23 protein-coding genes are annotated in these 21,040 nt (G+C 53.6%); 6 read left to right on the top strand and 17 right to left on the bottom strand.

Annotation, left to right across the window (positions count from 1 at the left end):
• Positions 1–203: 203 nt before the first annotated feature.
• The 3 genes from VB016_04075 to VB016_04065 all read right to left on the bottom strand — a co-directional run bounded on the left by VB016_04075 (position 204) and on the right by VB016_04065 (position 1,633).
• A complete protein-coding gene (locus VB016_04075) occupies positions 204–506 on the bottom strand; it encodes a hypothetical protein (protein MEA4977708.1) in 303 nt (100 codons plus the stop codon).
• Positions 507–600: 94 nt separating this feature from the next.
• Positions 601–984 carry a desulfoferrodoxin gene (locus VB016_04070; protein ID MEA4977707.1) on the bottom strand — a complete coding sequence of 128 codons (384 nt, stop codon included), beginning with the start codon at positions 982–984 and terminating at the stop codon, positions 601–603.
• A gap of 64 nt (positions 985–1,048) precedes the next feature.
• Positions 1,049–1,633, bottom strand: coding sequence for a flavodoxin family protein (locus tag VB016_04065; GenBank protein ID MEA4977706.1), 585 nt, complete (start codon positions 1,631–1,633; stop codon positions 1,049–1,051).
• 62 nt (positions 1,634–1,695) lie between these two features.
• On the opposite strand from VB016_04065, the gene VB016_04060 reads away from it, so the two are divergent.
• Positions 1,696–2,751, top strand: coding sequence for an NAD(P)-dependent glycerol-1-phosphate dehydrogenase (locus tag VB016_04060; protein ID MEA4977705.1), 1,056 nt, complete (start codon positions 1,696–1,698; stop codon positions 2,749–2,751).
• Positions 2,752–2,760: 9 nt separating this feature from the next.
• Positions 2,761–3,186: a UPF0179 family protein gene (locus tag VB016_04055; GenBank protein ID MEA4977704.1), complete on the top strand. Its 426-nt coding sequence runs from the start codon at positions 2,761–2,763 to the stop codon at positions 3,184–3,186.
• On the opposite strand, the gene purC is transcribed toward VB016_04055, so the two are convergent.
• Genes purC through VB016_04025 form a run of 6 tightly spaced genes read right to left on the bottom strand, consistent with a single transcriptional unit; the run spans position 3,187 to position 8,990 of the window.
• Complete coding sequence (purC, locus tag VB016_04050; protein ID MEA4977703.1) at positions 3,187–4,089, bottom strand: phosphoribosylaminoimidazolesuccinocarboxamide synthase; 903 nt, start codon at positions 4,087–4,089, stop codon at positions 3,187–3,189. It lies immediately after the preceding gene.
• A 40-nt stretch (positions 4,090–4,129) separates the two neighbouring features.
• Positions 4,130–4,831 carry a HesA/MoeB/ThiF family protein gene (locus VB016_04045; protein MEA4977702.1) on the bottom strand — a complete coding sequence of 234 codons (702 nt, stop codon included), beginning with the start codon at positions 4,829–4,831 and terminating at the stop codon, positions 4,130–4,132.
• Positions 4,828–5,304: a CinA family protein gene (locus tag VB016_04040; protein ID MEA4977701.1), complete on the bottom strand. Its 477-nt coding sequence runs from the start codon at positions 5,302–5,304 to the stop codon at positions 4,828–4,830. Before VB016_04040 ends, VB016_04045 begins: the two co-directional genes overlap by 4 nt.
• Before the next feature lie 2 nt (positions 5,305–5,306).
• On the bottom strand, positions 5,307–5,837 hold the full coding sequence (locus VB016_04035; GenBank protein ID MEA4977700.1) for a nicotinamide-nucleotide adenylyltransferase: 531 nt from the start codon (positions 5,835–5,837) through the stop codon (positions 5,307–5,309).
• A 31-nt stretch (positions 5,838–5,868) separates the two neighbouring features.
• On the bottom strand, positions 5,869–7,959 hold the full coding sequence (gene lonB, locus VB016_04030; protein ID MEA4977699.1) for an ATP-dependent protease LonB: 2,091 nt from the start codon (positions 7,957–7,959) through the stop codon (positions 5,869–5,871).
• A 50-nt stretch (positions 7,960–8,009) separates the two neighbouring features.
• Complete coding sequence (locus VB016_04025) at positions 8,010–8,990, bottom strand: hypothetical protein (GenBank protein MEA4977698.1); 981 nt, start codon at positions 8,988–8,990, stop codon at positions 8,010–8,012.
• Between the two features lie 86 nt (positions 8,991–9,076).
• Here VB016_04025 and VB016_04020 point away from each other — a divergent pair, with 86 nt between their 5' ends.
• The gene (locus VB016_04020) at positions 9,077–11,308 is read left to right on the top strand and encodes a DEAD/DEAH box helicase (GenBank protein ID MEA4977697.1); all 2,232 of its coding nucleotides are present in this window, start codon (positions 9,077–9,079) and stop codon (positions 11,306–11,308) included.
• Here the strand turns inward: VB016_04020 and thrC are convergent, their stop codons facing one another.
• Together thrC and VB016_04010 are read right to left on the bottom strand one after the other, a co-directional pair.
• Positions 11,309–12,526, bottom strand: coding sequence for a threonine synthase (gene thrC, locus VB016_04015; GenBank protein MEA4977696.1), 1,218 nt, complete (start codon positions 12,524–12,526; stop codon positions 11,309–11,311).
• A 1-nt stretch (position 12,527) separates the two neighbouring features.
• Complete coding sequence (locus tag VB016_04010; GenBank protein ID MEA4977695.1) at positions 12,528–13,583, bottom strand: homoserine kinase; 1,056 nt, start codon at positions 13,581–13,583, stop codon at positions 12,528–12,530.
• Between VB016_04010 and cgi121 the strand changes: the two genes are divergently transcribed.
• Positions 13,582–14,046, top strand: coding sequence for a KEOPS complex subunit Cgi121 (gene cgi121 / locus VB016_04005; GenBank protein ID MEA4977694.1), 465 nt, complete (start codon positions 13,582–13,584; stop codon positions 14,044–14,046). The genes VB016_04010 and cgi121 overlap by 2 nt on opposite strands.
• A gap of 28 nt (positions 14,047–14,074) precedes the next feature.
• Here cgi121 and VB016_04000 read toward each other — a convergent pair whose 3' ends face one another.
• From VB016_04000 to VB016_03980, 5 genes are all read right to left on the bottom strand, one after another.
• Complete coding sequence (locus VB016_04000) at positions 14,075–14,479, bottom strand: Zn-ribbon domain-containing OB-fold protein (GenBank protein MEA4977693.1); 405 nt, start codon at positions 14,477–14,479, stop codon at positions 14,075–14,077.
• Positions 14,479–15,642: a thiolase domain-containing protein gene (locus tag VB016_03995; GenBank protein MEA4977692.1), complete on the bottom strand. Its 1,164-nt coding sequence runs from the start codon at positions 15,640–15,642 to the stop codon at positions 14,479–14,481. Before VB016_03995 ends, VB016_04000 begins: the two co-directional genes overlap by 1 nt.
• 5 nt (positions 15,643–15,647) lie before the next feature.
• The gene (locus VB016_03990) at positions 15,648–16,700 is read right to left on the bottom strand and encodes a hydroxymethylglutaryl-CoA synthase (GenBank protein MEA4977691.1); all 1,053 of its coding nucleotides are present in this window, start codon (positions 16,698–16,700) and stop codon (positions 15,648–15,650) included.
• Entirely contained in the window at positions 16,701–17,393 is a 693-nt protein-coding gene (locus tag VB016_03985; protein ID MEA4977690.1) for a helix-turn-helix domain-containing protein, read from the bottom strand.
• Between the two features lie 63 nt (positions 17,394–17,456).
• Positions 17,457–18,854: a hypothetical protein gene (locus VB016_03980; GenBank protein MEA4977689.1), complete on the bottom strand. Its 1,398-nt coding sequence runs from the start codon at positions 18,852–18,854 to the stop codon at positions 17,457–17,459.
• A 69-nt stretch (positions 18,855–18,923) separates the two neighbouring features.
• Here VB016_03980 and VB016_03975 point away from each other — a divergent pair, with 69 nt between their 5' ends.
• Positions 18,924–19,724 (top strand): inositol monophosphatase family protein, encoded by an 801-nt coding sequence (locus VB016_03975; GenBank protein ID MEA4977688.1) that lies wholly within the window; start codon positions 18,924–18,926, stop codon positions 19,722–19,724.
• A gap of 110 nt (positions 19,725–19,834) precedes the next feature.
• On the top strand, positions 19,835–20,227 hold the full coding sequence (locus tag VB016_03970) for a carboxymuconolactone decarboxylase family protein (GenBank protein MEA4977687.1): 393 nt from the start codon (positions 19,835–19,837) through the stop codon (positions 20,225–20,227).
• Between the two features lie 3 nt (positions 20,228–20,230).
• Here the strand turns inward: VB016_03970 and VB016_03965 are convergent, their stop codons facing one another.
• A complete protein-coding gene (locus tag VB016_03965) occupies positions 20,231–20,779 on the bottom strand; it encodes a phosphatase PAP2 family protein (GenBank protein ID MEA4977686.1) in 549 nt (182 codons plus the stop codon).
• Positions 20,780–21,040: the final 261 nt, after the last annotated feature.

Here is a 21,040-nt window from a genome sequence, read left to right as displayed (position 1 = left end):
TCCCTAGCGCTTACACTGGTTTGTTTAGTTCTCATAAAAACCACCAAACCGTCAAAGCTTGCACTGACTTACCCAATAAGTAGAAGTCCGGCGTGCTGTGCGAAGATCATTTGATGACCTGTGACGGTTGATTTCTAATTAAGAAGACGGTATATAAATATTAGGTTGCCCCGCCCCATGTGGCATTGCAAGAAGATGGACTTTCAGTCGCGCTTGCGTTCTTTCTCCTTCCTCTCTTTTACCATGGCCGCAAAGGCTTCTTTGTCCGCAGCCTCCTGTTCCTTCAGGTCTTCGATGAACTTGTGCAGCTCTTCCTTCGCCGCCGCGCGATCTTCCTTTGGGAGCTCTCTGATCTTTTCGCGGTGCTTCTTGACCGTTGCTTTGTTGCGGTATTTATTGTCGGAAAGCTGGTTCTTCCTATCGAGCTCTTCCTTACGACGGCTTGCGGCTATGGCGGCGTGCCTCTCTTTCGCCTTGGCGTTGCTGTTTATCTCCTTCTTTGCCATCAGATATACTCCCGAACGGACGGTAATCGGGCATAGATGATATAACACATTTGCATAGAAATGGGAAGAAGTTTGGAAGAAGTTTTTGTTACGGTCACTGGTTGGATTTCCAGACCCCGTGCACGTTGCAGAGTTCCCTTGCGGTTATCACCTTGGCGTCGGTCTTGAAGAAGGCCTCGGGCTTGTCTCCGGGCTTCAGGTAGTGGCGCATCAGCATCCCGTCCGCACATATTTCGATATGGATTATGTAGTGCTCGGGAGTCATCGGATGGGCTGTCTCCTTTCCGACCTTCACGAGTACTCCTCCGTCCTTCTTCTCGATGTACGGTACGTGCTTCTCGAGCGCGAAGTCGGCAGATTTGATCTCGACGAGCTCCATTTCTTGGTCGCAGCATGAAAGCGATCCTTTTCCCTCGTAAAGGACCTCGACGTAGTTCCCGCATTTCTTGCAATGATATACAGCTCTGAATTTTGCCATTTTTAACCTCGGTGTGAACTCTGTTTAAGACCGTATAATACTTTCCATGGAACGCATAACGTTATCAACCGTTGTTAACTCCGGACATCTGGCACATATCCTTTCCGGAAGCTGCCGCGGACGCTATGGATGACACGAATGTCCTGCATTCGTCCTTTATGTCGGAGGGGGACCTGGTGTCCGTTCCCGATATCTTTAGCTCTCCGAGCCATTTCGATCCTGCCGTTATTGAAAGCGCTTTGAAGACATACATGGCACCCCTGAATTCGGGTTGCACATCCCCTCCGCACATCATGCAGGCCATGTAACCGGGCCCGGAAGATCCGCGGGGCCATAATGTTTGGAACCGATCTATGACCGTCTTTATCACCGAGGAAGGGCCGCTGTAATGAATCGGGGTACACATTATGACGACGTCGGAGGTCGCGAAGGAATCATAGATCCGTTGCATATCGTCGTCTATGATACAAACTCCGCCGCCCTCGCAGGAACCGCATCCGGTGCAGTGGGAGATGTCCATGTTGATCGGATAAACAACCTCGACGTCAAAACCCTCGGCCAGAAATCCGTTCCGGGCCTCGGAGCACATAGTATATGTGAATCCTTTTTTGCTTCCGCAGGCGCAGATTATCAAAACCTTCCTTTTCACGACTTATTATCGGTGTGTTCCTTTTATATGTTTCAGATTATCATGTTAAGGGACGAAAGAATATGGATGCCTTTGATAAAGCCAAGATAATGGAATTTCCGAGAAGCGTCCTGATCGGCCACGACGTCCTTGACAAATTGCCTGAAATGTGCGATTCGTTCAGGTTTGGAAAAACAGGACTGATCGTAACCGGAGGGAACACCTACTCCGTGGCAGGAAACGTCATCGAGGAATACATGTCCGGCAAGTACGATGTCAGCGTTTTGAAGACGGGGAACGCGACGCTCGACAGTCTCGAAGAAGTCAAAAAGGCTGCCAAAGAGACCAAGTCCACCTTTATACTGGCCGTCGGCGGCGGAAGCAAAATAGATCTGTCAAAGATAGCATCCAAGGACCTCGGCATACCGTTCATAAGCATACCTACGAACGCCGCCCACGACGGGATGGCCTCGGACCGCGCCACGCTCAAAATGGACATGGGCCCGCAGTCCGTTTCTGCCGTCTCCCCTTTGGGAGTTCTCGCTGACACGCACGTCATATGCCAATCTCCGTACAGGTTCCTGGCCGCCGGATGTGCAGATGTTCTTTCAAATTTCACGGCACTCAAGGACTGGGAGTTCGCAAGAAGGCTCAGGAACGAAGATTTCAGCCGTTCCGCATACTCTCTCTCGCTGTATGCCGCGGAGACTATAATGGAGAACTCAAAGCTTATACGCCCAGACCTCGAGGAGAGCGTCTGGATAGCTCTGAGGCCGATAATAATCTCGGGAATTTCTATGAGCGTGGCCGGAAGCTCCAGGCCCACGAGCGGTTCGGAGCACATGTTCTCCCACGCCATCGATATAATGTACCCGGGAAGGGCCATGCACGGAGAGCAGTGCGGGGTCGGGTCTATCATGATGATGTACCTGCACGGCGGGGACTGGAAGGTCATAAGGGACGCGTTGGACAACATCGGCGCGCCTACCACGGGAAAGCAGATCGGGCTCAAGGACGAGGATGTCGTCGAAGCGCTGACCGCGGCCGCGGGAATACGCAAAGACAGATTCACCATCCTTGGCAACGGGATCAACCACGAGACGGCGACCAAGGTTGCCGAGGCCACCGGCGTAATCTGAGGTCATAAAATGGTCACTATCACATTCATATCTGAGAAATCCGCCAAAGAAGGATTCTCCTTCTACTACCTGGGACCGATGGACGGATGCAGGGAATGCAGGCTCAAGAGCGTATGTCTGAACTTGGAGAGAGGCGCGCTGTACAGGGTCAAAGCGCTGAGGACGCAGATCCACGACTGTCCCGAAACAGGGGAGAAGCTGAAAGTTGTCGAGGTCGAAAAGATCGGCATACCTGCTGCGATGCTCAAGAAGAACGCCATCGAGGGCGGAAAGGTCACTTTCCAGGAGATAGACTGCAAAATGAAGGGCTGCGATAACTGGTTCAGGTGCCACCCCCCGTCGGGCATCTCCGGAGAGAAGCTCACCGTCAAGGCCGTGGAGGGCGACACCGAGTGTCCCTTCGGAGAAGCCGTGGTCCTCGTTCAGCTTATCTGATCAGAACTTCTCGCCTGTTATCCTCTCGTACATGCTGACATAAAGTTTGCTTGTACGGTCGATGATGTCCTGCGGGAGAGCGGGTATATCTGGCTCCTTGAGGCCTTTCTCGCGTGCCTCCATCAGCTTTGCATGATATCCGCTCTCGCGGTAGTACTGGCGTACAAACTCCTTGGACAGCTCGACGACCTTGCCGCCCTCATACTCCGAGGCATCCCACCAGCGGTCCTCGTCCAAGGTCCCGAACGTGTCCAGAACCATCAGTTTACGGTCCCTGTCATAACCGAACTCCTTTTTGCCGTCGCAGTGGATGAGGCCGCGCTTCTTCGCCTCTTCAGAGATTATTCCATCTATTTTGAGAACTGTTTTTTTAATCTCTTCGTACTCGGCGTCGCTGAGCCCTGCCATCTTCTTTGCTTCCGCATCGGTCAGATTCATGTCGTGCTCTTCGAGCTTGGTCGTTGCTTCCAGAAACGGCGTTGGGAGCTTCTCCCCGTATTTCACAGTGTGCCCCTTGGGGAATCCGAGTTGCTCCGCGGTTACTTTCCCGTCCTTTATGCGGTCCATAAGCGAGCCGGCAGCATAGTGCCTGCATATGACCTCGAGAGGTATCAGATAATTGACGGTGCGCCCGTCGATCTTACTGTAATCCCTGATTATGTCGACCCTCTTAACCCTCATCCTATCGGGGGCGGGTTCGCTGATGTAGTGATTGTGAATCCCTTTTTCCGACAGAAGTTCGAACCAGAACTTGGCCGTCCTGCACAGGGTCTCCCCCTTGTGGGGGATCTTGGACGGAATTATCTTATCGAAAACCGATATGTTGTCCGTGTAGGCGAACTCCAGCGTGTCGTCGTCGACACTGTAGACCTCTTTTACCTTCCCGGTCATTATTTTCTTCATGACTGTCCAAATAGATGGGCTGTATTTATTTTCAGCGAGATTACTGGATTCGTCCGCATACGGGACATTTGGGATCGGGGCTTATCGCAACAGTGCCGTAATCATTTGTGCCAGCAAAGACCGTGAACAGCTTTCCCTCCATGGTCTCGCCGGACCCGGTTATGAATTTGACTATGTCGGAAGCCTGAACTGATGCGATAAGCGATACTATCGGAGCCATAGAATCGGGAACGCGTTCGTCAGTACCTCTGAGAATGCAGCGGAGACATGGGGTCCTGCCGGGAAATATGAATGTGGCCTGACCGTAAAAACCGTCGATCCCCCCATGTGCCAGAGGTATATTGTTCAAAACGGCGTATTTGTTTATAACCAGACGCGATCTCACCGAATCCAGACAGTCTGCTATGACGTCGCATTTGCCTATGATCTCGGGAGCGTTGTCTTCCTCGATGAATCTGCATATTGTCTCTATCTCGACTTCGGGATTTATCTCCCTGAGCCTCTTGGATAGGATGTCTGCTTTGAATCCTTTGGCACCGGTATAGAAGAACTGCCTGTTCAGATCGGTTTCCGATGGTGTGCCGCCGTCGACCAGCCTTATTTTTCCTATGCCCGCGGACGTCAGCAGCAAAGAAAGATATGTGCCGAGCCCGCCGCACCCCGCGACGGTTACCGTGGCGACCGAGAGCTTCTTTTGGCCTTCGATGCCGAAAAGCTTCTCCTGCCTGGAATATCTGCTCATATCTTCTCCGTTACGAACTCTGCCAACAGCTCGAAGACAGCTTCGGCCGTCTGTTCCCTGACCTCCTCCCTGGTACCTTCGAAGTGCTTCGTGAATGCGAGAGAACGTCTTCCATCGGTGAGCCCGATGCATACAGTCCCCACCGGCTTGCGTTTAGTACCTCCGTTGGGTCCCGCTATTCCCGTCACGGATGCGGCATAATCGGAAAGGAACGCTTCGGCGGCCCCTTTGGCCATCTCGATCGCGGCCTCTTCGCTGACCGCCCCGAATTTTGACAGCGTCTCCGGGGACACGCCGAGTATCCTGCTTTTCGATATGTTGCTGTATGTAACCGCACTTCCGATAAAATAATCCGAGGAACCGGAATCCTGAGTTATCTTCATTGAAATCAGCCCGCCCGTGCAGGATTCTGCAAGAGAAAGTGTAGAACCGGTCGATTTAAGGGCGGCGGACATCTTCCGCAACACCGACATTCTCAATTTCCTCCCGATATGTCCTTTATGCGGCCAATGCCGTCTATCTCATCGATGACTTCTGCGACGGCCTCGGGAACCAGCGGGCGCCAGTTTTCTTCCGCAACGATCCTCCTGCGGACCTCCGTACCGGAATATTCATCCCTGTTATACATGGGGGATTCCTTTATTCTGTAGCCTGACTCCTCGAAAAGACGGCGGGTAAAGGGATTATTGCTATAGACATAGGTGAACGGCGGCGACATAGACGTCACGTGGGCCACCCAAACAGAATAACGGTTGATGTCCTCTATCGGAACTATGCAATAATTTTCGATCCCTTCATCGTCAAGGGTATTCTTGATCATGAGGTACCTCTCTCCTGCCGTGAATGGATTTTCAAGGGAGTGGGAATACTGGGCGCTCCCTATCCCTATGGTCAGATTTTCGGACTCGGACGCGCACTGGCGTATAACTTCCAAATGTCCCCTGTGGAGAGGCTGGAACCTGCCTATCATCAGCGAATATTTGTCGTACCCGTGTCCTCCTGACATAATTGATGATGTCCCTCCTGGGGTTAAAGTGTTAGGCTCCGCAGGGAGCTCCCCCGGTGGCCCTGTCCTGTTCGGACAGGGGTTCGGGCTCGGGTTCGGGCTCAATGTTCTTCTGAGGTTTGACCGGGGGCTTGATCTCGAATTCCTGGACCTTGATCTCGTATCTGGGAGGGCGCTCCAGTTTCTTGACCGTGGACTTTCCGTTCGGAGTCAGAGGCAGTAGCTTTTCCAGGTACTGGGTCTTCATCGGGCAGTCTACGAAGGCGTACTCCAGCACGTCGCGCAGATTGGCAACGGAATAGATGTCCATCATATCATAGTACTTGTCCTCGATCAGCACATCCTTGACGTTGCTCTCGGGTATGAGGGCCATCTTGATCCCGGAAGCCGCTGCGGCCTCCAGCTTTGCCGTGACTGCCCCTATCGGAAGCACCTGTCCCCTGACGTTGAGGCTTCCCGTCATCGCCAGGTCCTGGCGTATCGGGATGTTCTCCATAGCGGATATTATGACAGTGGCCATGGTTATGGACGCACTGTCGCCCTCGACGCCGGAATAGGTTCCGATGTACTGAAGGTGTATGTCGCTGTCCGTGAGGTTGGTCATCGTGTACTTCTTGATGACCGCCGATATGTTGTCGACCGCCTCCTTGGCGATCACTCCGAGTTGGCCGGTCGCAACTATGCGTCCGCCCTTCTTCATCTGCGCCGGGGTGACCTCTGCGACTATTGGAAGGACTATTCCCGCGAATTCCGACATTTCCGAATCAGAGTTCATCGCAGCGAGGCCGTTGATCATTCCCACGGATGAACCTTCGGTCTTGAATAGAGTGTACGCTTTGTTGGACTCGACGTAACGGTCTGCAATCTGCTGCTCGAGCCCGCGTGCCGAAGACTTTGCTTCAAGGACATCTTCCTTGGTGACCAGCTTCGCGTTCCTCTTGACGGCAACGTCGCCCGAGACACGGATAAGGCCTCCGAGCTCCCTCAGTCTGAGTGTGAGCTCCCCGCGCCTTCCGGCGCGACGCTGGGCCTCCCTGATGATCTCTCCGACGGCGTATTTGTCGAAATGAGGGATCTTGGCATCTTTCTTGACCTCCTGGGCCACGAACCTGGCAAGATCCGAACGGTTGACATCGGTGTCTTTCATGGTGTTGCGCATGTAAACTTCGTAACCGTATCCTCTGATCCTCGACCTGAGCGCCGGGTGCATGCCCTTCAGAGCATCAAGGTTCCCTGCGCAAACAAGTATGAAATCGCAGGGGACCGGCTCAGACTTTACCAATGCTCCGGAAGAGCGTTCGGACTGTCCGGTGATTGACATCTTCCTCTCCTGCATTGCAGTGAGGAGCGCCTGCTGAGATTCCATCTTAAGCATGTTGATCTCGTCTATGAACAGAACCCCTTTGTTTGCCTTGTGGATATCTCCCGCCTCGATCCTGTCATGAGAAGGAGTCTCGAGGCCTCCGGACTGGAACGGGTCGTGCCTGACGTCGCCGAGCAACGCGCCTGCATGGGCGCCCGTAGCGTCCACGAACGGCGGCATATCTCCGACATTGTGGCCTACCAGGACCTTAGGGACGATTATAACTTCGGTCTTCTGGTTGGGGTTCCTGAGGAACAGCAATATTATGAACACGCTGAAAAGCGATATGAACATGATCGTCCAGTTGTTGAAGAATATGGAACCCAGAAGTCCCAGTATAATTATGAACATGCTGACGTAGATGTACATCGTGCTCTTCTGGTTTTTAACGACGGCGGCATGGGCCTTCTGCTCGGCGACGATCGCCTTGCCTTTGCCCGAGGGCAGGGCCCTTATCCTGGGCTCGTTGAAATCCTCTGGATTATGATATGCCACAACATCCTGCAGGTCCTCCTTGGGGAGATACTCGACCATCGAATTGGCAAGCATCGACTTTCCGGTACCTGGCTCACCGATGAGCATGACGTGCCTCTTCTGGGAGGCCGCCTTCTTCATGACCTCCACTGCAACGTCCTGCCCGATAACGCGATCGGACATCTTCTCAGGTATCTCGACATCCTCTGTGGACTTGAAGGTCTGCCTCTCGATCCACTTCTCTAAAGGCTCGTCGGTCGGCTTCTCTTCCATCTTCTTTTCCATCTTTATTCCTCATGAATTAGTATGTTCTTTTATATAAACATTGCTCATAATCAAACACGTCTAGCGAAAAACGCCAATACGATGCAGAGAACGGCAACTATGGTTATTATAACTATGTCCCCACCGTATTTCTCTATGAAAGTGGGCTCTGGAACAACCTCTGGAGGCCTTACGAACAGTTCAGGCGTATCGATCACAACGTTCGTGCCGATGTAATTTGAAATATCTGGGTCATGCGATGCGGCGAATGTGTAATCGGTATTGTATCCATGATCGTTGGAGGCCTTCATAAGATATGTGTTTGTATCTTTCTCTTCGTTGAGGCCCACATCGACACCGTACCACGCATCCGTGTCCCTTACGACATTCCATGCGTGTGAATAAGATCCGTCTGGGTCATTCAGTTTTCCGCATACGAGGGCGACGTCATAGTTGTTGATCGTGTTATTCGAAGCACAGTACTTGACAGCGGCCGCAAAACCGAAACTGTTCGCTTTCCCTAATACGATTGCCCCATATGCCGTATAGTAGAGGGGATTGTCCGTATCATCCGTATATTCCGCGACGTTGCGAAGCTTGGAATTTATTATACTGACGGCCTCCGAGGCAGAGGTGTCGGCCTGTATTCCCAGCCCCTCTGCGAAATCTTCCATGGCTTCAGTATAAGACGAAGAAACGCCCGTCAAAAGCGTGAATGTGATTGTCTTGGCCGTCTGGTCGTAAACGTAAGTGTTGGCAAGATCAGTTGGAACCATCCATAACCAGATCTTTCCCGGGTCGTCAAGGTATGCGGCCGCTACGGCATGCTTAACGGAATCCGCGGTAGCTTCCGCGGACAGCGTGGCGGTCCAACCGTTTTCGGCATTGGGCTGTGTATCGACAGCATCGTACACGGCCTTTTCCTCGTCGTCTAGCTGGGAATAATATGAGGTAAAATCTGTTACCTCTGCTTCCGAGCTATCCGCTGAGGCTAAAGGCAGAAACAAAAACGGCACGACCAAAACCAGTGCGAGGAGGACTTTCTTATCCATTTCGCTGTTATATTATCAGGACATAATTAACGATTGTGCAAGAACGCTTCGATAAGGGTTAATTATCGCGTCCCATATGCCCGCACATGAGATTCGATGAACTTGACGTTCCTGACAACGTCGCTGATGCCCTTCGGGAACACGGCTTCATTGAACTACATCCTCCGCAGGCGTCGGCGCTGCCCATAGCCCTTGAGGGGCACAGTATCGTCGTCTCCGTGCCTACTGCTTCCGGTAAATCGCTTATCGGATATATACCGGCTATCAAAAAGGTCCTTGAAGAACATAAAAAGGTCCTGTATATTGTTCCGCTAAAAGCGTTGGCCTCGGAAAAAAAGGAAGATCTGGATTCCTTTTCCCACCTTGGATTTACAGTTGCTATGAGCACGGGCGACCTTGACTCGGACGACGGTGGCGTCAGGGACGCGGACATAGTGGTGGCAACTTCGGAGAAAGCGGACTCGATGATCCGTCACGGAAGCAGATGGATAGATTCCGTTGGCCTGGTGATAGCCGACGAAGTGCACATGATACATGACCCCGGAAGAGGTCCCACCTTGGAAGTTGCTCTTACCAAACTGATGAGAAGGAATCCCAACCTTCAGATAATAGCGCTGTCGGCAACAATATCAAACGCCGAAGATCTGGCCATGTGGCTTGATGCCAAGCTTGTCAGGAGCGATTGGCGCCCGGTCCCGTTGAGAGAAGGCGTGTTCTTCGACGGGGAGATAAAGTTCGACGACATGAAAAAGAAAGAAGTGCCTGCTGAAAAAGACGAGATATGGGCGCTTATCAAACAGACGATAGAGGAGGGCGGACAGTGCCTCGTGTTCGTGAACGCGCGCAGGTCCACCGAATCCCTGGCGACGAAATATTCTGCGAAGATGGAAGAGTATGCAGGCAGAACTCTGTCAAAACAGGACTCCGACCTGCTCGAAGGAGGTTCGGAGACCACATCTCTGGGAAAGAAGCTGGCACAATGTGTTTCCTCGGGAACCGCATTCCACAATGCTGGCCTGACATACAGGCAGAGGAAGTACGTGGAGGATAACTTCCGCAGCGGGCTCATCAAGTGCATTGTCGCCACGCCAACCTTGGCTGCGGGCATCAATCTTCCGGCAAGAAGAGTCATCGTCAGAGATACGGGAAGGTTCGAATCGAACGCTGGAATGGTCCCCATTTCCGTGATGGAGGTCAAACAGATGTGCGGCCGCGCGGGTAGGCCGGGTTATGATCCTTATGGCGAGGCTGTGCTGATCGCAAAGAACCTACGCGACAGCGACCGCCTGATGTACGACTACATAATGCACGACACAGAGCGCCTGACATCGAAGCTGGGCAACGAAGTTACGTTGAGGAGCCATATGTTGGGCCTCATCGCCACCGGCGACGCTTCCTCCGATGACGATATCGTCGACTTCCTCCGCTCCACCTTCTATGGGAGCACCTCGTCCCTTTTCGGAGTGGAAAGCGTCGTTGAGAAGGTCACCGATTTCCTGGCGAGAGAAGGAATGATAGAAAAGAACGGCGGGTCCGTGAGGATACTTCCCTTCGGAAAAAGAATTTCCGACCTGTATATCGACCCAAAGTCCGCGGTCATCCTCAGGGATGCCGTCAAGAATATGAAGGAAGACACTGACGTTTTCTCGGTGCTCCTCGCGGCCGCTTTAACTCCCGACGTTATGGGACTATATCCAAAGAAGAGCGACGAGGCCAGGCTTGGCGCTCTTGCCGAAGAATATGAAGGAAAATGCCTTTTCGATCCTTTCGAAGACCCGGATTTCAATTATGAAGTATTCATGGGAGCCCTGAAGGTTTCCGCCATGACCGAGGACTGGATCTCCGAGATTCCCGAGGATGTCCTGACCGAGTCTCTGGGTATAGGTCCCGGGGACGTCCGCTCGAGGGTGGACATGATGGACTGGATCATGTATTCCATGAGCGAGATAGCATACATCATGAGGCCGGATTCCGTCAGGGCCATAAGGCCTCTGCTCACACGCATAAAGTACGGCGTGAAGGACGAGCTGATCGACCTTGTATCGTTCCGGGGCGTCGGCAGGACCAGGGCGAGGACCCTGTATAATGCTGGATACCGCAAAAGGTCGGACATCATGTCGGCCGATGAGAATAAACTCGCCTCTCTCCCGCGCATCGGCCCTTCACTCGCGAAGAGCCTCAAGAATCAGGCCGGAGGATCGGTCGGCAAGGAGATTCCCATGCCGGAGTGGGACCCCGAAATGGAAGATCTGGACGCTATGTCCGCTGAATTTAATGGGGAAAAGGTTTCGAAGCAGTCGAATATATTCGACTTCTGATCACTGAGACAGGATCCTTTCCACTTCCGCGACGGAGTTGGAGCACCTTATCGGCGGCTCGCTGTACTTTACCGCTGTTTCGGGATCCTTCAGGCCGTTTCCTGTGCAGATAGCGACCACTCTTTCGTCACGGTCGATTATTCCCTGCTCCCTCAGTTTCAAGATGCCTGCGACGGATGCCGCAGAGGCAGGTTCGACGAACACGCCCTCTTTCCTTGCGGTGAGCTTCTGGGCCGATATTATCTCCTCATCGGTGACCGTAGCGGAGTAACCTCCCGTGCTGTATATCGCGGCAAGCGCCTTCCTGCCGCTGACCGGGTTGCCGATGCGGATCGCAGTGGCAAGCGTTTCGGGATTCTCGACCGGCACAAAGTCCTCTTCGTGCTTTCCGAATGCTTTCGCCACGGGGCTCGATCCTTCGGCCTGTATGCCGGTGAGCATGGGCATCTTATCGATCCATCCGACCTCTTCGAGCTCGGTCAGCGCCTTGTAAACGGCCCAAATATTGGCGGCATTGCCTACAGGGAGGACGATCCTGTCCGGAACCTCGTAGTTGAGCTGGTCCATGATCTCGAATAACACCGACTTCTGCCCTTCAGGACGATAGGGATTGATGGAATTCAGAAGATAGATCTTCTTCTCGTCCGCCATTTTCCTTGCAAGTGCCAACGCATCATCGAAATTCCCATCGATAGAGAGTACCTTCGCACCGTAGAACAGGGCCTGTGCGAGTTTACCGGCGGCGACCTTCCCGGAAGGAAGGAATACGGCACACTTCATCCCGGCCTTTGCGGCGTAGGCCGCAAGGGACGCCGACGTATTTCCGGTGGACGCGCAGCCGACGACCTTCGCATCGAGCTCTTTTGCACGGGTGACGCCGATGGTCATCCCGCGGTCCTTGAACGAACCGGTGGGATTGAGTCCTTCGAACTTTACGAACATTTCTTTTACGCCTGCCTTCTCTGCAAGCGCATACGTCTTGTAAAGGGGCGTGCCCCCTTCCTGGATCGAGATCTTATGCTTAGGATCTACCGGCATGAAGTCGTGGTATCTCCAAACTCCCAAGGGCTCTTTCCTTAGGTCTTCGGGCTTCTTCTCCTTGACCTTCTCCAGTTCCATCTTGACGGTGAGCAGACCGCCGCATTTGGGGCATACGCTGACGAACGGGTCTTCGACCGTCGCTCCGCAGTCCCAGCACATTACCTTATGATTTGCCATTTCAGATCCTCCTGCAACCTTCTCCGCAATCGGTGACCCACGTGTCGCATCCGATGCCTGCCTCGATAAAGACGGCTTTCACACTCTCGGCGATTATGTCCCCTTTATGAGTGTTTTTGTCGTAGAACGACATAACGCACGGTCCGGAACCTCCAAGGAACGACGCCAAAGCTCCATGGGACATCGCGGCGGACTCGGCCTCTTTCAGATGTGGGACGAAATGAGTACGGTAGGGCTCAGAAACAAGGTCCTGTACGGACCTGCCGATGAGCTTCAGGTCTCCGGTGTCCATACCGTGGACAAGACATGCGGCGTTCCCTGCGTGGTATATGAGATGTTTAAGAGGCACCTCTTTGGGAATTACCTTCCTCGCCTCTTTCGTCTCCACATAGATGTCTGGGAGCGCCACTACCAACCCGAGGTTCTCGGGAGGTTTTATCGATATCATTTCAAACGGTTCGTAGGACCTGATAACGGTGAATCCGCCTATGATGCAAGGTGCTACGTTATCGGCGTGGAATCCTCCGGAAGTCACGTCTTCGGCGTGAGCGGCACATAGAACAACTTCGTTTTCACTGAGCTTCTCTCCGCACATTAAATGTGCCAGATATGCTCCTCCTGCAGCAGATGCGCCGGAAGATCCCATTCCGCTTCCCGGCCTGATGCCCTTCCTGATCCTAAACTCGATTCCGAATTTCTCCCCCGATCTTCTTAGAACCTCGGCGGCCGCGATGCAGACCGAGTTTCGTTCCGGGTCTTTGGGGATGCTTCCGCTCCCGGGCCCGGATATCTCGGATATGGACAGACCTGACTCGGTCTTCCTGCCTTCGATCACATCATAAGGTTCCTTAAGAGCCAGTCCGAAAGTGTCAAACCCGGGCCCTATGTTGGAGGTGGTGGCGGGTGCCGCCACTTTTATCCATTCGTTTTTCATCTGAATGCGTCCTGGAATTATTCCTATGCTCAGGCGTACCGCGCTGTATTTGATAAACTTTATCCGTTTAGCTCTGAAGACATGAGCAAAATTAAAACCGTAGTCGGGACATCTGGTCGACATGACCTCCGTCAGTGTGATAGGCATAAGGTGCAAAAAGGAACCTAAAGAGGTTGCAGGTCACTTCATATCGATGGGGGCCGAAGCGGTGGTTTTCGATCCCGATTTCATATGCGGGGCAGACCATGTGCTATCATCATACTTTCACGCCGAGAGGGCATTCTCCCAGGGAACCCAACGTTCCAGGAACCTCCTCACGGAAACAATACTTTACGCTTCGGCGGACAGACAGATAGGGCGCGCCCTGAAAAAGATGAGCCCGAAGAATGGCGATGATGCTTTCGTTGTTCTGATCATCGGAAAATGCGACGATCTGGCACTTTCAGAGATCGGTGCAGAAAGAGACGATTCCCTCATAGAATGCACCGAAGTATCTGCAAACAACATGGAACTGAAAAAATGCTCCATACCTTACACGGACCTCATACTGGAACAGATAGCTACCGTGGACATAATGAAGTATTGAAAAAGAGTAAGAAGTTTGTCCGGCCTGTTTAAAGGTCGGGAACGAATTTGAATCCGTAGTGGATGACTCCGGATGCTCCGTCTTCGTCCAGTTTGCGCAGTACCGAACGGACGCGCAGGCCGATCTCGATCTTCGAGATGTCCACGTCCACAAGCTGCCCGGATATCAGGAGGCCGTCGTCGGTCCTGATCATTGCCACCGCATAAGGTTTCAGGCTCTTGTTGCACTCAGGCGCGTCGTGTATCACCGAGAAGGTGAACACCTTGCCTTTCCTCGATACCTGGTATGGGTGCATTTTTCCGAACCCGTTCCTCCTGCAGTACGGGCACATGCTGCGCTTCGGGAAGTATTTCCTGCCGCAGTTTCCGCATTCGGACCCTTCGAGGTTGTACCTCGCAGGAATTTCCCTCCATTCCTTTGCAACGGTTGCCATCAGATCGCCTCCAATATGCTGACTGTTACGGTAGATCCTGTTCCTCCGACGGACTGTGCGAGTCCGTATTTGGCGTTGGGAACCTGTCTCTTGTCAGCCTTGTTCCTGAGCTGGTCTGCTATCTCGACCACCTGTGCGACGCCCGAGGCGCCGACCGGGTAGCCTCTGGCCTTCAGGCCGCCAGATGTATTGATGGCGACCTTGTTGCCAAGTCCTACCTGGCCTTCGAGGACCGCCTTGCCGGCCTGGCCCTTCTTGAAGAAGCCCAGGTCCTGGAGCGCCATGACCCCTCCGACCGTATAGTCGTCATGGACCTCTGCTACGCAGATGTCGCTTGCTTCGATGCCTGCTATCCTGTAAGCCTCTTTTGCAGCCACGGTGGTGGCCTTAAATGTGGTTATATCTTCCCTCTGGAACAGTGCCAGAGTATCGCTTGCCTGACAGGCTGCGGACACCTTGACGTAATCCACTCCCATCTTCTTGGCGACATCCAACGGCACCAGGACGACGGCCGCGGCCCCGTCCGAGTATGGGGCGCAGTCGAAGACGCCCAGTGGCTCGGCGACGGGGCCGGACCTGAGGACCGTGTCCAAATTGATAGGGCTCCTGTATTGGGCATTGGGGTTCAGCGCGCCGTGCTTGTGGGCGTTCACTGCGAACGATGCTATCTCCTCGCGTGTCGCCGTGCCTTCATATATCAGACGCCTGGCTATCATCGCGTACAGCGATGTCAGGGTCAGGCCCATGGAGGTCTCCCATTCCGCATCGGCGGTACTGTCCATGACCGATGCCGTGGAAGCATCGTCAAGGTCGGTCATCTTCTCCGCACCTCCGACGAGCACTGCCTCGTGCATTCCCGACGCGACAGCCATGACTCCCTGTCTGAAAGCCACTCCTCCCGAGGCTCCTCCTGATTCCGTTCTGACCGCGGGAATGTTCTTTGTCGCCATTCCCGAGTAGTCGGCGATCAGAGCGTTGATGTGCTGCTGGTTGATGAAACGGGACGACATGTTTCCGATGAACACTCCGTCTATTTCAGAACCTGACATTCCGGCATCCTCGATCGCCTTGATCCCGGCTTCGATGCCGATGGATCTAAACGATTTGTCCCAAAGCTCACCGAATTTGGTGACGCCTGTACCTACAATTGCTACTTCTCTCATCTTAATCACTCCGGCATGATGATGGTTCCCTTGAACTTCGCATACAGGGCGTAGTCGAGGTAAACCGGGTTCTCCAGAACCTTGTCGAGGGTCGGGGCGTTCTCTCTCTTGTAATCCTTTATCTCGTCGGTAACGGTGATGTCGAAGGCGTCGCTTCCGGCACCGGAACCATATGATGTCACGAATATCCTGTCCCCTGGCTTCGCTTTGTCGAGCACGCTTGCGATACCCAGCGGGACAGCTCCGCTGTACGTGTTGCCGATGGACGGCGTCAGCAGGCCGCACTCGATCTGTTCGGGAGTGAAACCGAGCATTTTGGCGACCTTTTCGGGGAACTTGCCGTTAGGCTGGTGGAACACTGCGTAATCATAGTCCTCGGGCTTTGTGTTGCGGTCCTCCAACATCATCTTTGCCGCGGATGTTATGTGCTTGAAGTATGCCGGATCGCCGGTGAACCTCCCTCCGTGGCTCGGATAGGGCTGGCCCTCCCTCCTCCAGAAGTCGGGAGTGTCCGTGGTGAAGCTCAGGGTCTTGTTGATCCTGGCGATGACCTTCTCGGAGCCTATTAGGAATGCCGCGCCTCCGGCGGATGCCGAATATTCGAGCGCGTCGCCGGGAGCTCCCTGCGATGTGTCCGCTCCCACTGCGACCCCGTACCTTATCATGCCGGAACCTACAAGCCCCATGCACATCTGGATTCCGGCGGTCCCGGCCTTGCATGCGAACTCTAGGTCTGCGGCAGTGAGGGTTGGCGTAGCCTGTATTACTTCGGCCACGACTCCCGATGAGGGTTTGACCGCATAGGGATGCGATTCCGATCCCACGTATACGGCGCCGATCTGCTTGGGGTCGACCTCAGGGACCCTCTGCATCATGTATCTCGCCGCTTCGGACGAAATGGTGATAACGTCCTCGTCCGGCGAAGGCACCGATTTCTGGTCGATCTTCAGTCCTTTTCCCATCCCTTTGCCGTCCGCACCCCAGACACGCCCGATTTCCTCGGGCTTTATCCTGTAGCGGGGGACGTATGCTCCATAACTTACAATTCCTACATCCATTCATTTCCCTTCCTTAAGTTTGTTCAAACGTTTCACAAGTTCTTCCACCGATAGTTCGGTCACGACGAGGGGGATCTTCTCCAGCTTCGCCAGCTTGATCGCTAAAAGGTCCGTGTTCTCCGGGCTCTGGTACACCACCATCGCCGGTGTCAAAGGGTGTGCCCTTATCGCCACCATAGGGGACCTGCCGTAGTGCACGTTCGTGAAAATCAATGCGCGTTCTATGTTCCAGCCATATATTTTCAGATAATCTTCGGAACTGAGGTTCACTATCGCCTTGAGGGAGTCCACGATAGTATAGCCGTAGACCTTCTTCGACGGCGTTCTATCTGTGTTAAGATTCTTTCCCGAAACGATCGATATGATCATTTCCGGGTCGACACCGCTTTCGAACTCCTCCATGGCGATTATACATTCGTTCCTCATCCCCGGCATGTATCTGGTGGCCACCGGCGAACCTTTCATCCTGTCCAAAGCGATGAAGGACTCGACCATCTTCTTCACGACCGCGACTCCCGGGGACTTGCGTCTCCCGGACTCGTAATCGCTGATAACAGAATTGGAAACGCCCATCTTGTCCGCGAGCTGTTGCTGCGAGAGCCCGAACTCCTCCCTCCATTTACGGACGATCTTCCCGGGCTCCGCCGACATGGATATCTCTCCTGCGATCTTCTCGCTGAGCTCATCCGTCATACCGTTGAGACAGACGGTTTATTATTTAATAATGTCGAACTCGAGAATCGGCAATCAACGTACTCAGCGTTTGCACAGCTCTTTGTCCAGAACCTCTATTACCGTCTCCATAACCTTCAGGCGCCCGTACTTCTTGTCCTCGGACTCCACGACATACCAAGGAGCTTCCCGAGTGTTTGTGCTTTCGATCATGTCGTCGATGTATTCCGTGTAAACGTCCCACTTCTCGCGGTTGCGCCAATCTTCATCGGTGATCTTCCAGTTCTTGAGAGGGTTCTCCGTGCGGGCGTTGAACCTCTTCAGCTGCTCCTCGCTGCTGATCTCCATCCAGAATTTGATAAGTATCGCTCCGGTATCGACCATCGCTCTCTCGAAACCGTTTATCTCCTTCGCGGAGCGGACGTACTCTTCATGGGTGCACAGCCCTTCGATGGGCTCGACCATCATCCTGCCGTACCAGCTGCGGTCGAATATCGCGATGTGCCCGTCGGCGGGCATGTCGGCGCAGAACCTCCAAAGATATGTGTGGTCCATTTCCTCTGTGGTCGGTACCCCCACCGACCTGGCGGCATACCCCCTCGGGTTGAGGGCGTGCGCCAGACGTTTGATGCTGCCCCCCTTGCCGGCGGAATCGCGTCCCTCGAACACGACCACGAGCGAGCGGTCGCTTACCGCAAGGATGGACTGAAGTCTGGACAGTTCTTTCGAGTACTCTTCGAGCTTGTCTTTGTAGCCCTCCGCCTTGCGCGTCAGATCGGCGTACTTCCTTGGATTGCCGCACCCGGGCGTGAGATATTCCGTGGGCGAGAACGGATGATATTTAAGCTTATGAGACAGGGCGTTGGTTATGGCGGCAATGCTGTTGAAAGCCGTGATTTCCGGCTCTTGGATATTTATCTCCGACCATCTTCCGTACGGGGTGTCCGTCCTTGCGATAACATCTTTCATTATCTCCCCGCAATAGATCTCGGTGTCGATGTGATCGTCGTTCAAAAACGATTTTTTCTTATGACGCGGACCGAATTTCTCAGATAATACGTCCACCTCTCCGGCTTCGGCTTTGAGGAATATCTTGACTATGACCACTCCGTTGTCTATCAGATACCTCTCGAACGTATTGGCCTCGTATATCATGCGGTCCAGTTCCTCGCCCGTTATTTTCTCGAGGTTTTCCGCTATGAACGAATACCATCCGCGGTCGAATATCCCGAGCTTTCCTTTGCCCGGGGTCGACGCAAGGAAACCTAGAAGCGCCTTTGGGCTCGAAAGCTTTTCCGGGTCGAAATGGGCATATCTGACGCCCCTAGGTTCGAGTTTGTCCAGAAGATCGCCTGCGATTCTTCCGATCACTCTTCCGCTGCACCCTTCGAGGACGATGAGCGCGGGTATCCTTTCGCTGTAAAGTTCATGCTGGACCAGGGTAAGTTTGTTTACCAGCGCCTCCCACTCTTCGTCTCTCATCGTGCGCGTACCTATCTATGTGATTAAAAGGGTTTCAAAGGTAGAATGAAATAATCATTAGGCGGTCGCATGGGCACGATGGACGGACTCAAGGAAGCGGCCAAGGAAGCGGGAAAGATAATGCTGGACCGCAGAGGTCTTATGGTGCATGCCAAAGGCACCAGGGAGAATCTGGCCACCACCGCCGACTTCAAGGTCGAGAGGTTCCTGAGGAAACGCCTCACGGAATTGATCCCCGACTCGTCCTTCATAGGCGAAGAGGACGGCAGAAGCGGGGATGGCGACTGCATCTGGATAGTCGATCCGATAGACGGCACAGCGAACTACGCCAGGGATCTGAGAGTAAGCACGGTCTCGATAGCTCTGCGTAAGAAGGGCGAAACGGTCGCCGGAATCGTCTATCAGCCTTATACGGACGAGATGTTCTGCGCCGAGAAGGGAAAGGGCGCATCCGTTAACGGCATGGAGATCCGTGTTTCCGACAGGCCGTTGGCGAACTCGATGTTCTGCACGTCGTGGAGCGCCTATAAGAAGGAGAGATCGCCGATGTGCTTCAGGATCTCGGAACGCATCCTGCCCCTTTGTGAGGATATACGGCGTTTCGGCACGGCTGCGTACGAGCTTTCGTTGCTCGCCGAAGGAAGGATAGATATCTATTTCGAAGCGGCGTTGCAGCCCTGGGACCTTGCCGCCGGCGCCCTTATCGTGAGGGAGGCGGGAGGCGTGTGCGGTTCGGTGCATGGTCCCGAGTCTTATGATGAAGAAGGATCGATGATCGCGGCGAACAGCAGAGAAAGCTTCGACGTGATGAGAGATATCGTCGAAGATGAGATGCTCAAATGGGAGTACGGGAACAGTTTGCCGCAATGACGGCCCGGGCCCATCGACCATGAATTGCGACGGCATGTCATTCGGTTATTGAAATCACCGATAGGCCGTTACTGCGATGGTTTATTATCCCGTCATATTGTTTTGCACCTATGCCATGCAAAAAAGACTCTGAATGTGATATGAGCGGCAAGAAGTTCTGCGATATGTATGACAACATGGGCGGATTCGCACCCAGGACCCTGAAGGCCATAAAGGATCTGGACCCGGAGATGATAAAACTGATCCACGAAATGGACAAGATCATCCTTGAAGACGGTGCGCTAGACAAGAAGACCAAGAGGCTCATCGCCCTTGCGTGCATCTGTATAAGGTCATGCGAGGACTGCGTCTACCCCCAGGCGAAAGTTGCCAAAAACTACGGAGCTACGAGAGAGGAGATCCTCGAGGCCGTGAACGTAGCTGTGCTCACCGGAGGGGTCCCTTCCTGGTCCATAGCCAAAAGGGGCATCGCCCAGCTCTTCGAAGAGTGGGACAAGGAATAAACATCATTCCCCGGCATCAGTGCCGGGGCATCCATACTTTTTCTTAAAATATTCAACGATTTTGTAGGCGGCCACGGCGCATATTATCCCTATCAGGGCCCCCATTATGACATCCGAAGGGTAGTGCACCATAAGATACACCCTTGAGAATCCTATCAGCGAGGCATATGCCAAAAGAACCGTTCCCCACTTTTTGTCGTATATGAACAGGGCGAACGCCGCGGCGAACGCCCTGACCGTATGGCCGGAGGCGAACGAATGGCCGCCGGGAGGATCTATTATGAGCAGCAGCGATGGGTCCTCGATGAACGGCCTCGGCCTTTCGATCAGCGGCTTTATCATGAGATCGTTCAGCACCAGCCCCAGCAGAACGGCTACGGCCATAACGGCGCCGACCTCCCTCGTCGGTTTATAAATAAGCAGGGCGGCAGATATGATCATCCAGACTGCGGCGTAGTCTCCCGAGCAGGAGACGTACTTCATGACCGTGTCCATGGCTCCGCCGGACATGTTACCGTGTATCCAAGTAAGGACCTCCGCGTCCAATCCCATACCGGTCGCGACGGTTTACGGATATTTCAAACCCGGCAGGCCTGCTGTGCGCACATACGATGGCATTTTACTATCCGCACTCTTTTATCATTCCTTTGCTGCACCTTTTATTTGACAAAACGCTCGTCTTGTAAGCCTTATGTAGGGATTATCGTGCGACGTGCATGAGAGCTGAGAACATGTCCGAGTTGACGAAGAATCCCGAAGAATGATGCACTGAACCTAAACTCGAAGTTTATTATATTACACACGACTAAAGGG

The sequence above is a fragment of the Methanomassiliicoccaceae archaeon genome, from assembly GCA_034928305.1.
In the GTDB taxonomy this organism is placed as follows: Archaea; Thermoplasmatota; Thermoplasmata; order Methanomassiliicoccales; family Methanomethylophilaceae; genus VadinCA11.
The sequence above is the reverse complement of the archived record's forward strand: the minus strand, read 5'-3'. Positions and strand labels throughout refer to the sequence as shown.

Bases quoted from the DNA above. Each gene is read 5' to 3' on its own strand.
- VB016_04075 (MEA4977708.1), bottom strand. From the start codon at position 506: ATGGCAAAGAAGGAGATAAACAGCAACGCCAAGGCGAAAGAGAGGCAC.
- VB016_04070 (MEA4977707.1), bottom strand. From the start codon at position 984: ATGGCAAAATTCAGAGCTGTATATCATTGCAAGAAATGCGGGAACTAC.
- VB016_04060 (MEA4977705.1), top strand. From the start codon at position 1,696: ATGGATGCCTTTGATAAAGCCAAGATAATGGAATTTCCGAGAAGCGTC.
- VB016_04055 (MEA4977704.1), top strand. From the start codon at position 2,761: ATGGTCACTATCACATTCATATCTGAGAAATCCGCCAAAGAAGGATTC.
- purC (MEA4977703.1), bottom strand. From the start codon at position 4,089: ATGAAGAAAATAATGACCGGGAAGGTAAAAGAGGTCTACAGTGTCGAC.
- VB016_04045 (MEA4977702.1), bottom strand. From the start codon at position 4,831: ATGAGCAGATATTCCAGGCAGGAGAAGCTTTTCGGCATCGAAGGCCAA.
- VB016_04040 (MEA4977701.1), bottom strand. From the start codon at position 5,304: ATGTCGGTGTTGCGGAAGATGTCCGCCGCCCTTAAATCGACCGGTTCT.
- VB016_04035 (MEA4977700.1), bottom strand. From the start codon at position 5,837: ATGTCAGGAGGACACGGGTACGACAAATATTCGCTGATGATAGGCAGG.
- lonB (MEA4977699.1), bottom strand. From the start codon at position 7,959: ATGGAAAAGAAGATGGAAGAGAAGCCGACCGACGAGCCTTTAGAGAAG.
- VB016_04025 (MEA4977698.1), bottom strand. From the start codon at position 8,990: ATGGATAAGAAAGTCCTCCTCGCACTGGTTTTGGTCGTGCCGTTTTTG.
- VB016_04020 (MEA4977697.1), top strand. From the start codon at position 9,077: ATGAGATTCGATGAACTTGACGTTCCTGACAACGTCGCTGATGCCCTT.
- thrC (MEA4977696.1), bottom strand. From the start codon at position 12,526: ATGGCAAATCATAAGGTAATGTGCTGGGACTGCGGAGCGACGGTCGAA.
- cgi121 (MEA4977694.1), top strand. From the start codon at position 13,582: ATGACCTCCGTCAGTGTGATAGGCATAAGGTGCAAAAAGGAACCTAAA.
- VB016_04010 (MEA4977695.1), bottom strand. From the start codon at position 13,583: ATGTCGACCAGATGTCCCGACTACGGTTTTAATTTTGCTCATGTCTTC.
- VB016_04000 (MEA4977693.1), bottom strand. From the start codon at position 14,479: ATGGCAACCGTTGCAAAGGAATGGAGGGAAATTCCTGCGAGGTACAAC.
- VB016_03995 (MEA4977692.1), bottom strand. From the start codon at position 15,642: ATGAGAGAAGTAGCAATTGTAGGTACAGGCGTCACCAAATTCGGTGAG.
- VB016_03990 (MEA4977691.1), bottom strand. From the start codon at position 16,700: ATGGATGTAGGAATTGTAAGTTATGGAGCATACGTCCCCCGCTACAGG.
- VB016_03985 (MEA4977690.1), bottom strand. From the start codon at position 17,393: ATGACGGATGAGCTCAGCGAGAAGATCGCAGGAGAGATATCCATGTCG.
- VB016_03980 (MEA4977689.1), bottom strand. From the start codon at position 18,854: ATGAGAGACGAAGAGTGGGAGGCGCTGGTAAACAAACTTACCCTGGTC.
- VB016_03975 (MEA4977688.1), top strand. From the start codon at position 18,924: ATGGGCACGATGGACGGACTCAAGGAAGCGGCCAAGGAAGCGGGAAAG.
- VB016_03970 (MEA4977687.1), top strand. From the start codon at position 19,835: ATGCCATGCAAAAAAGACTCTGAATGTGATATGAGCGGCAAGAAGTTC.
- VB016_03965 (MEA4977686.1), bottom strand. From the start codon at position 20,779: ATGGGATTGGACGCGGAGGTCCTTACTTGGATACACGGTAACATGTCC.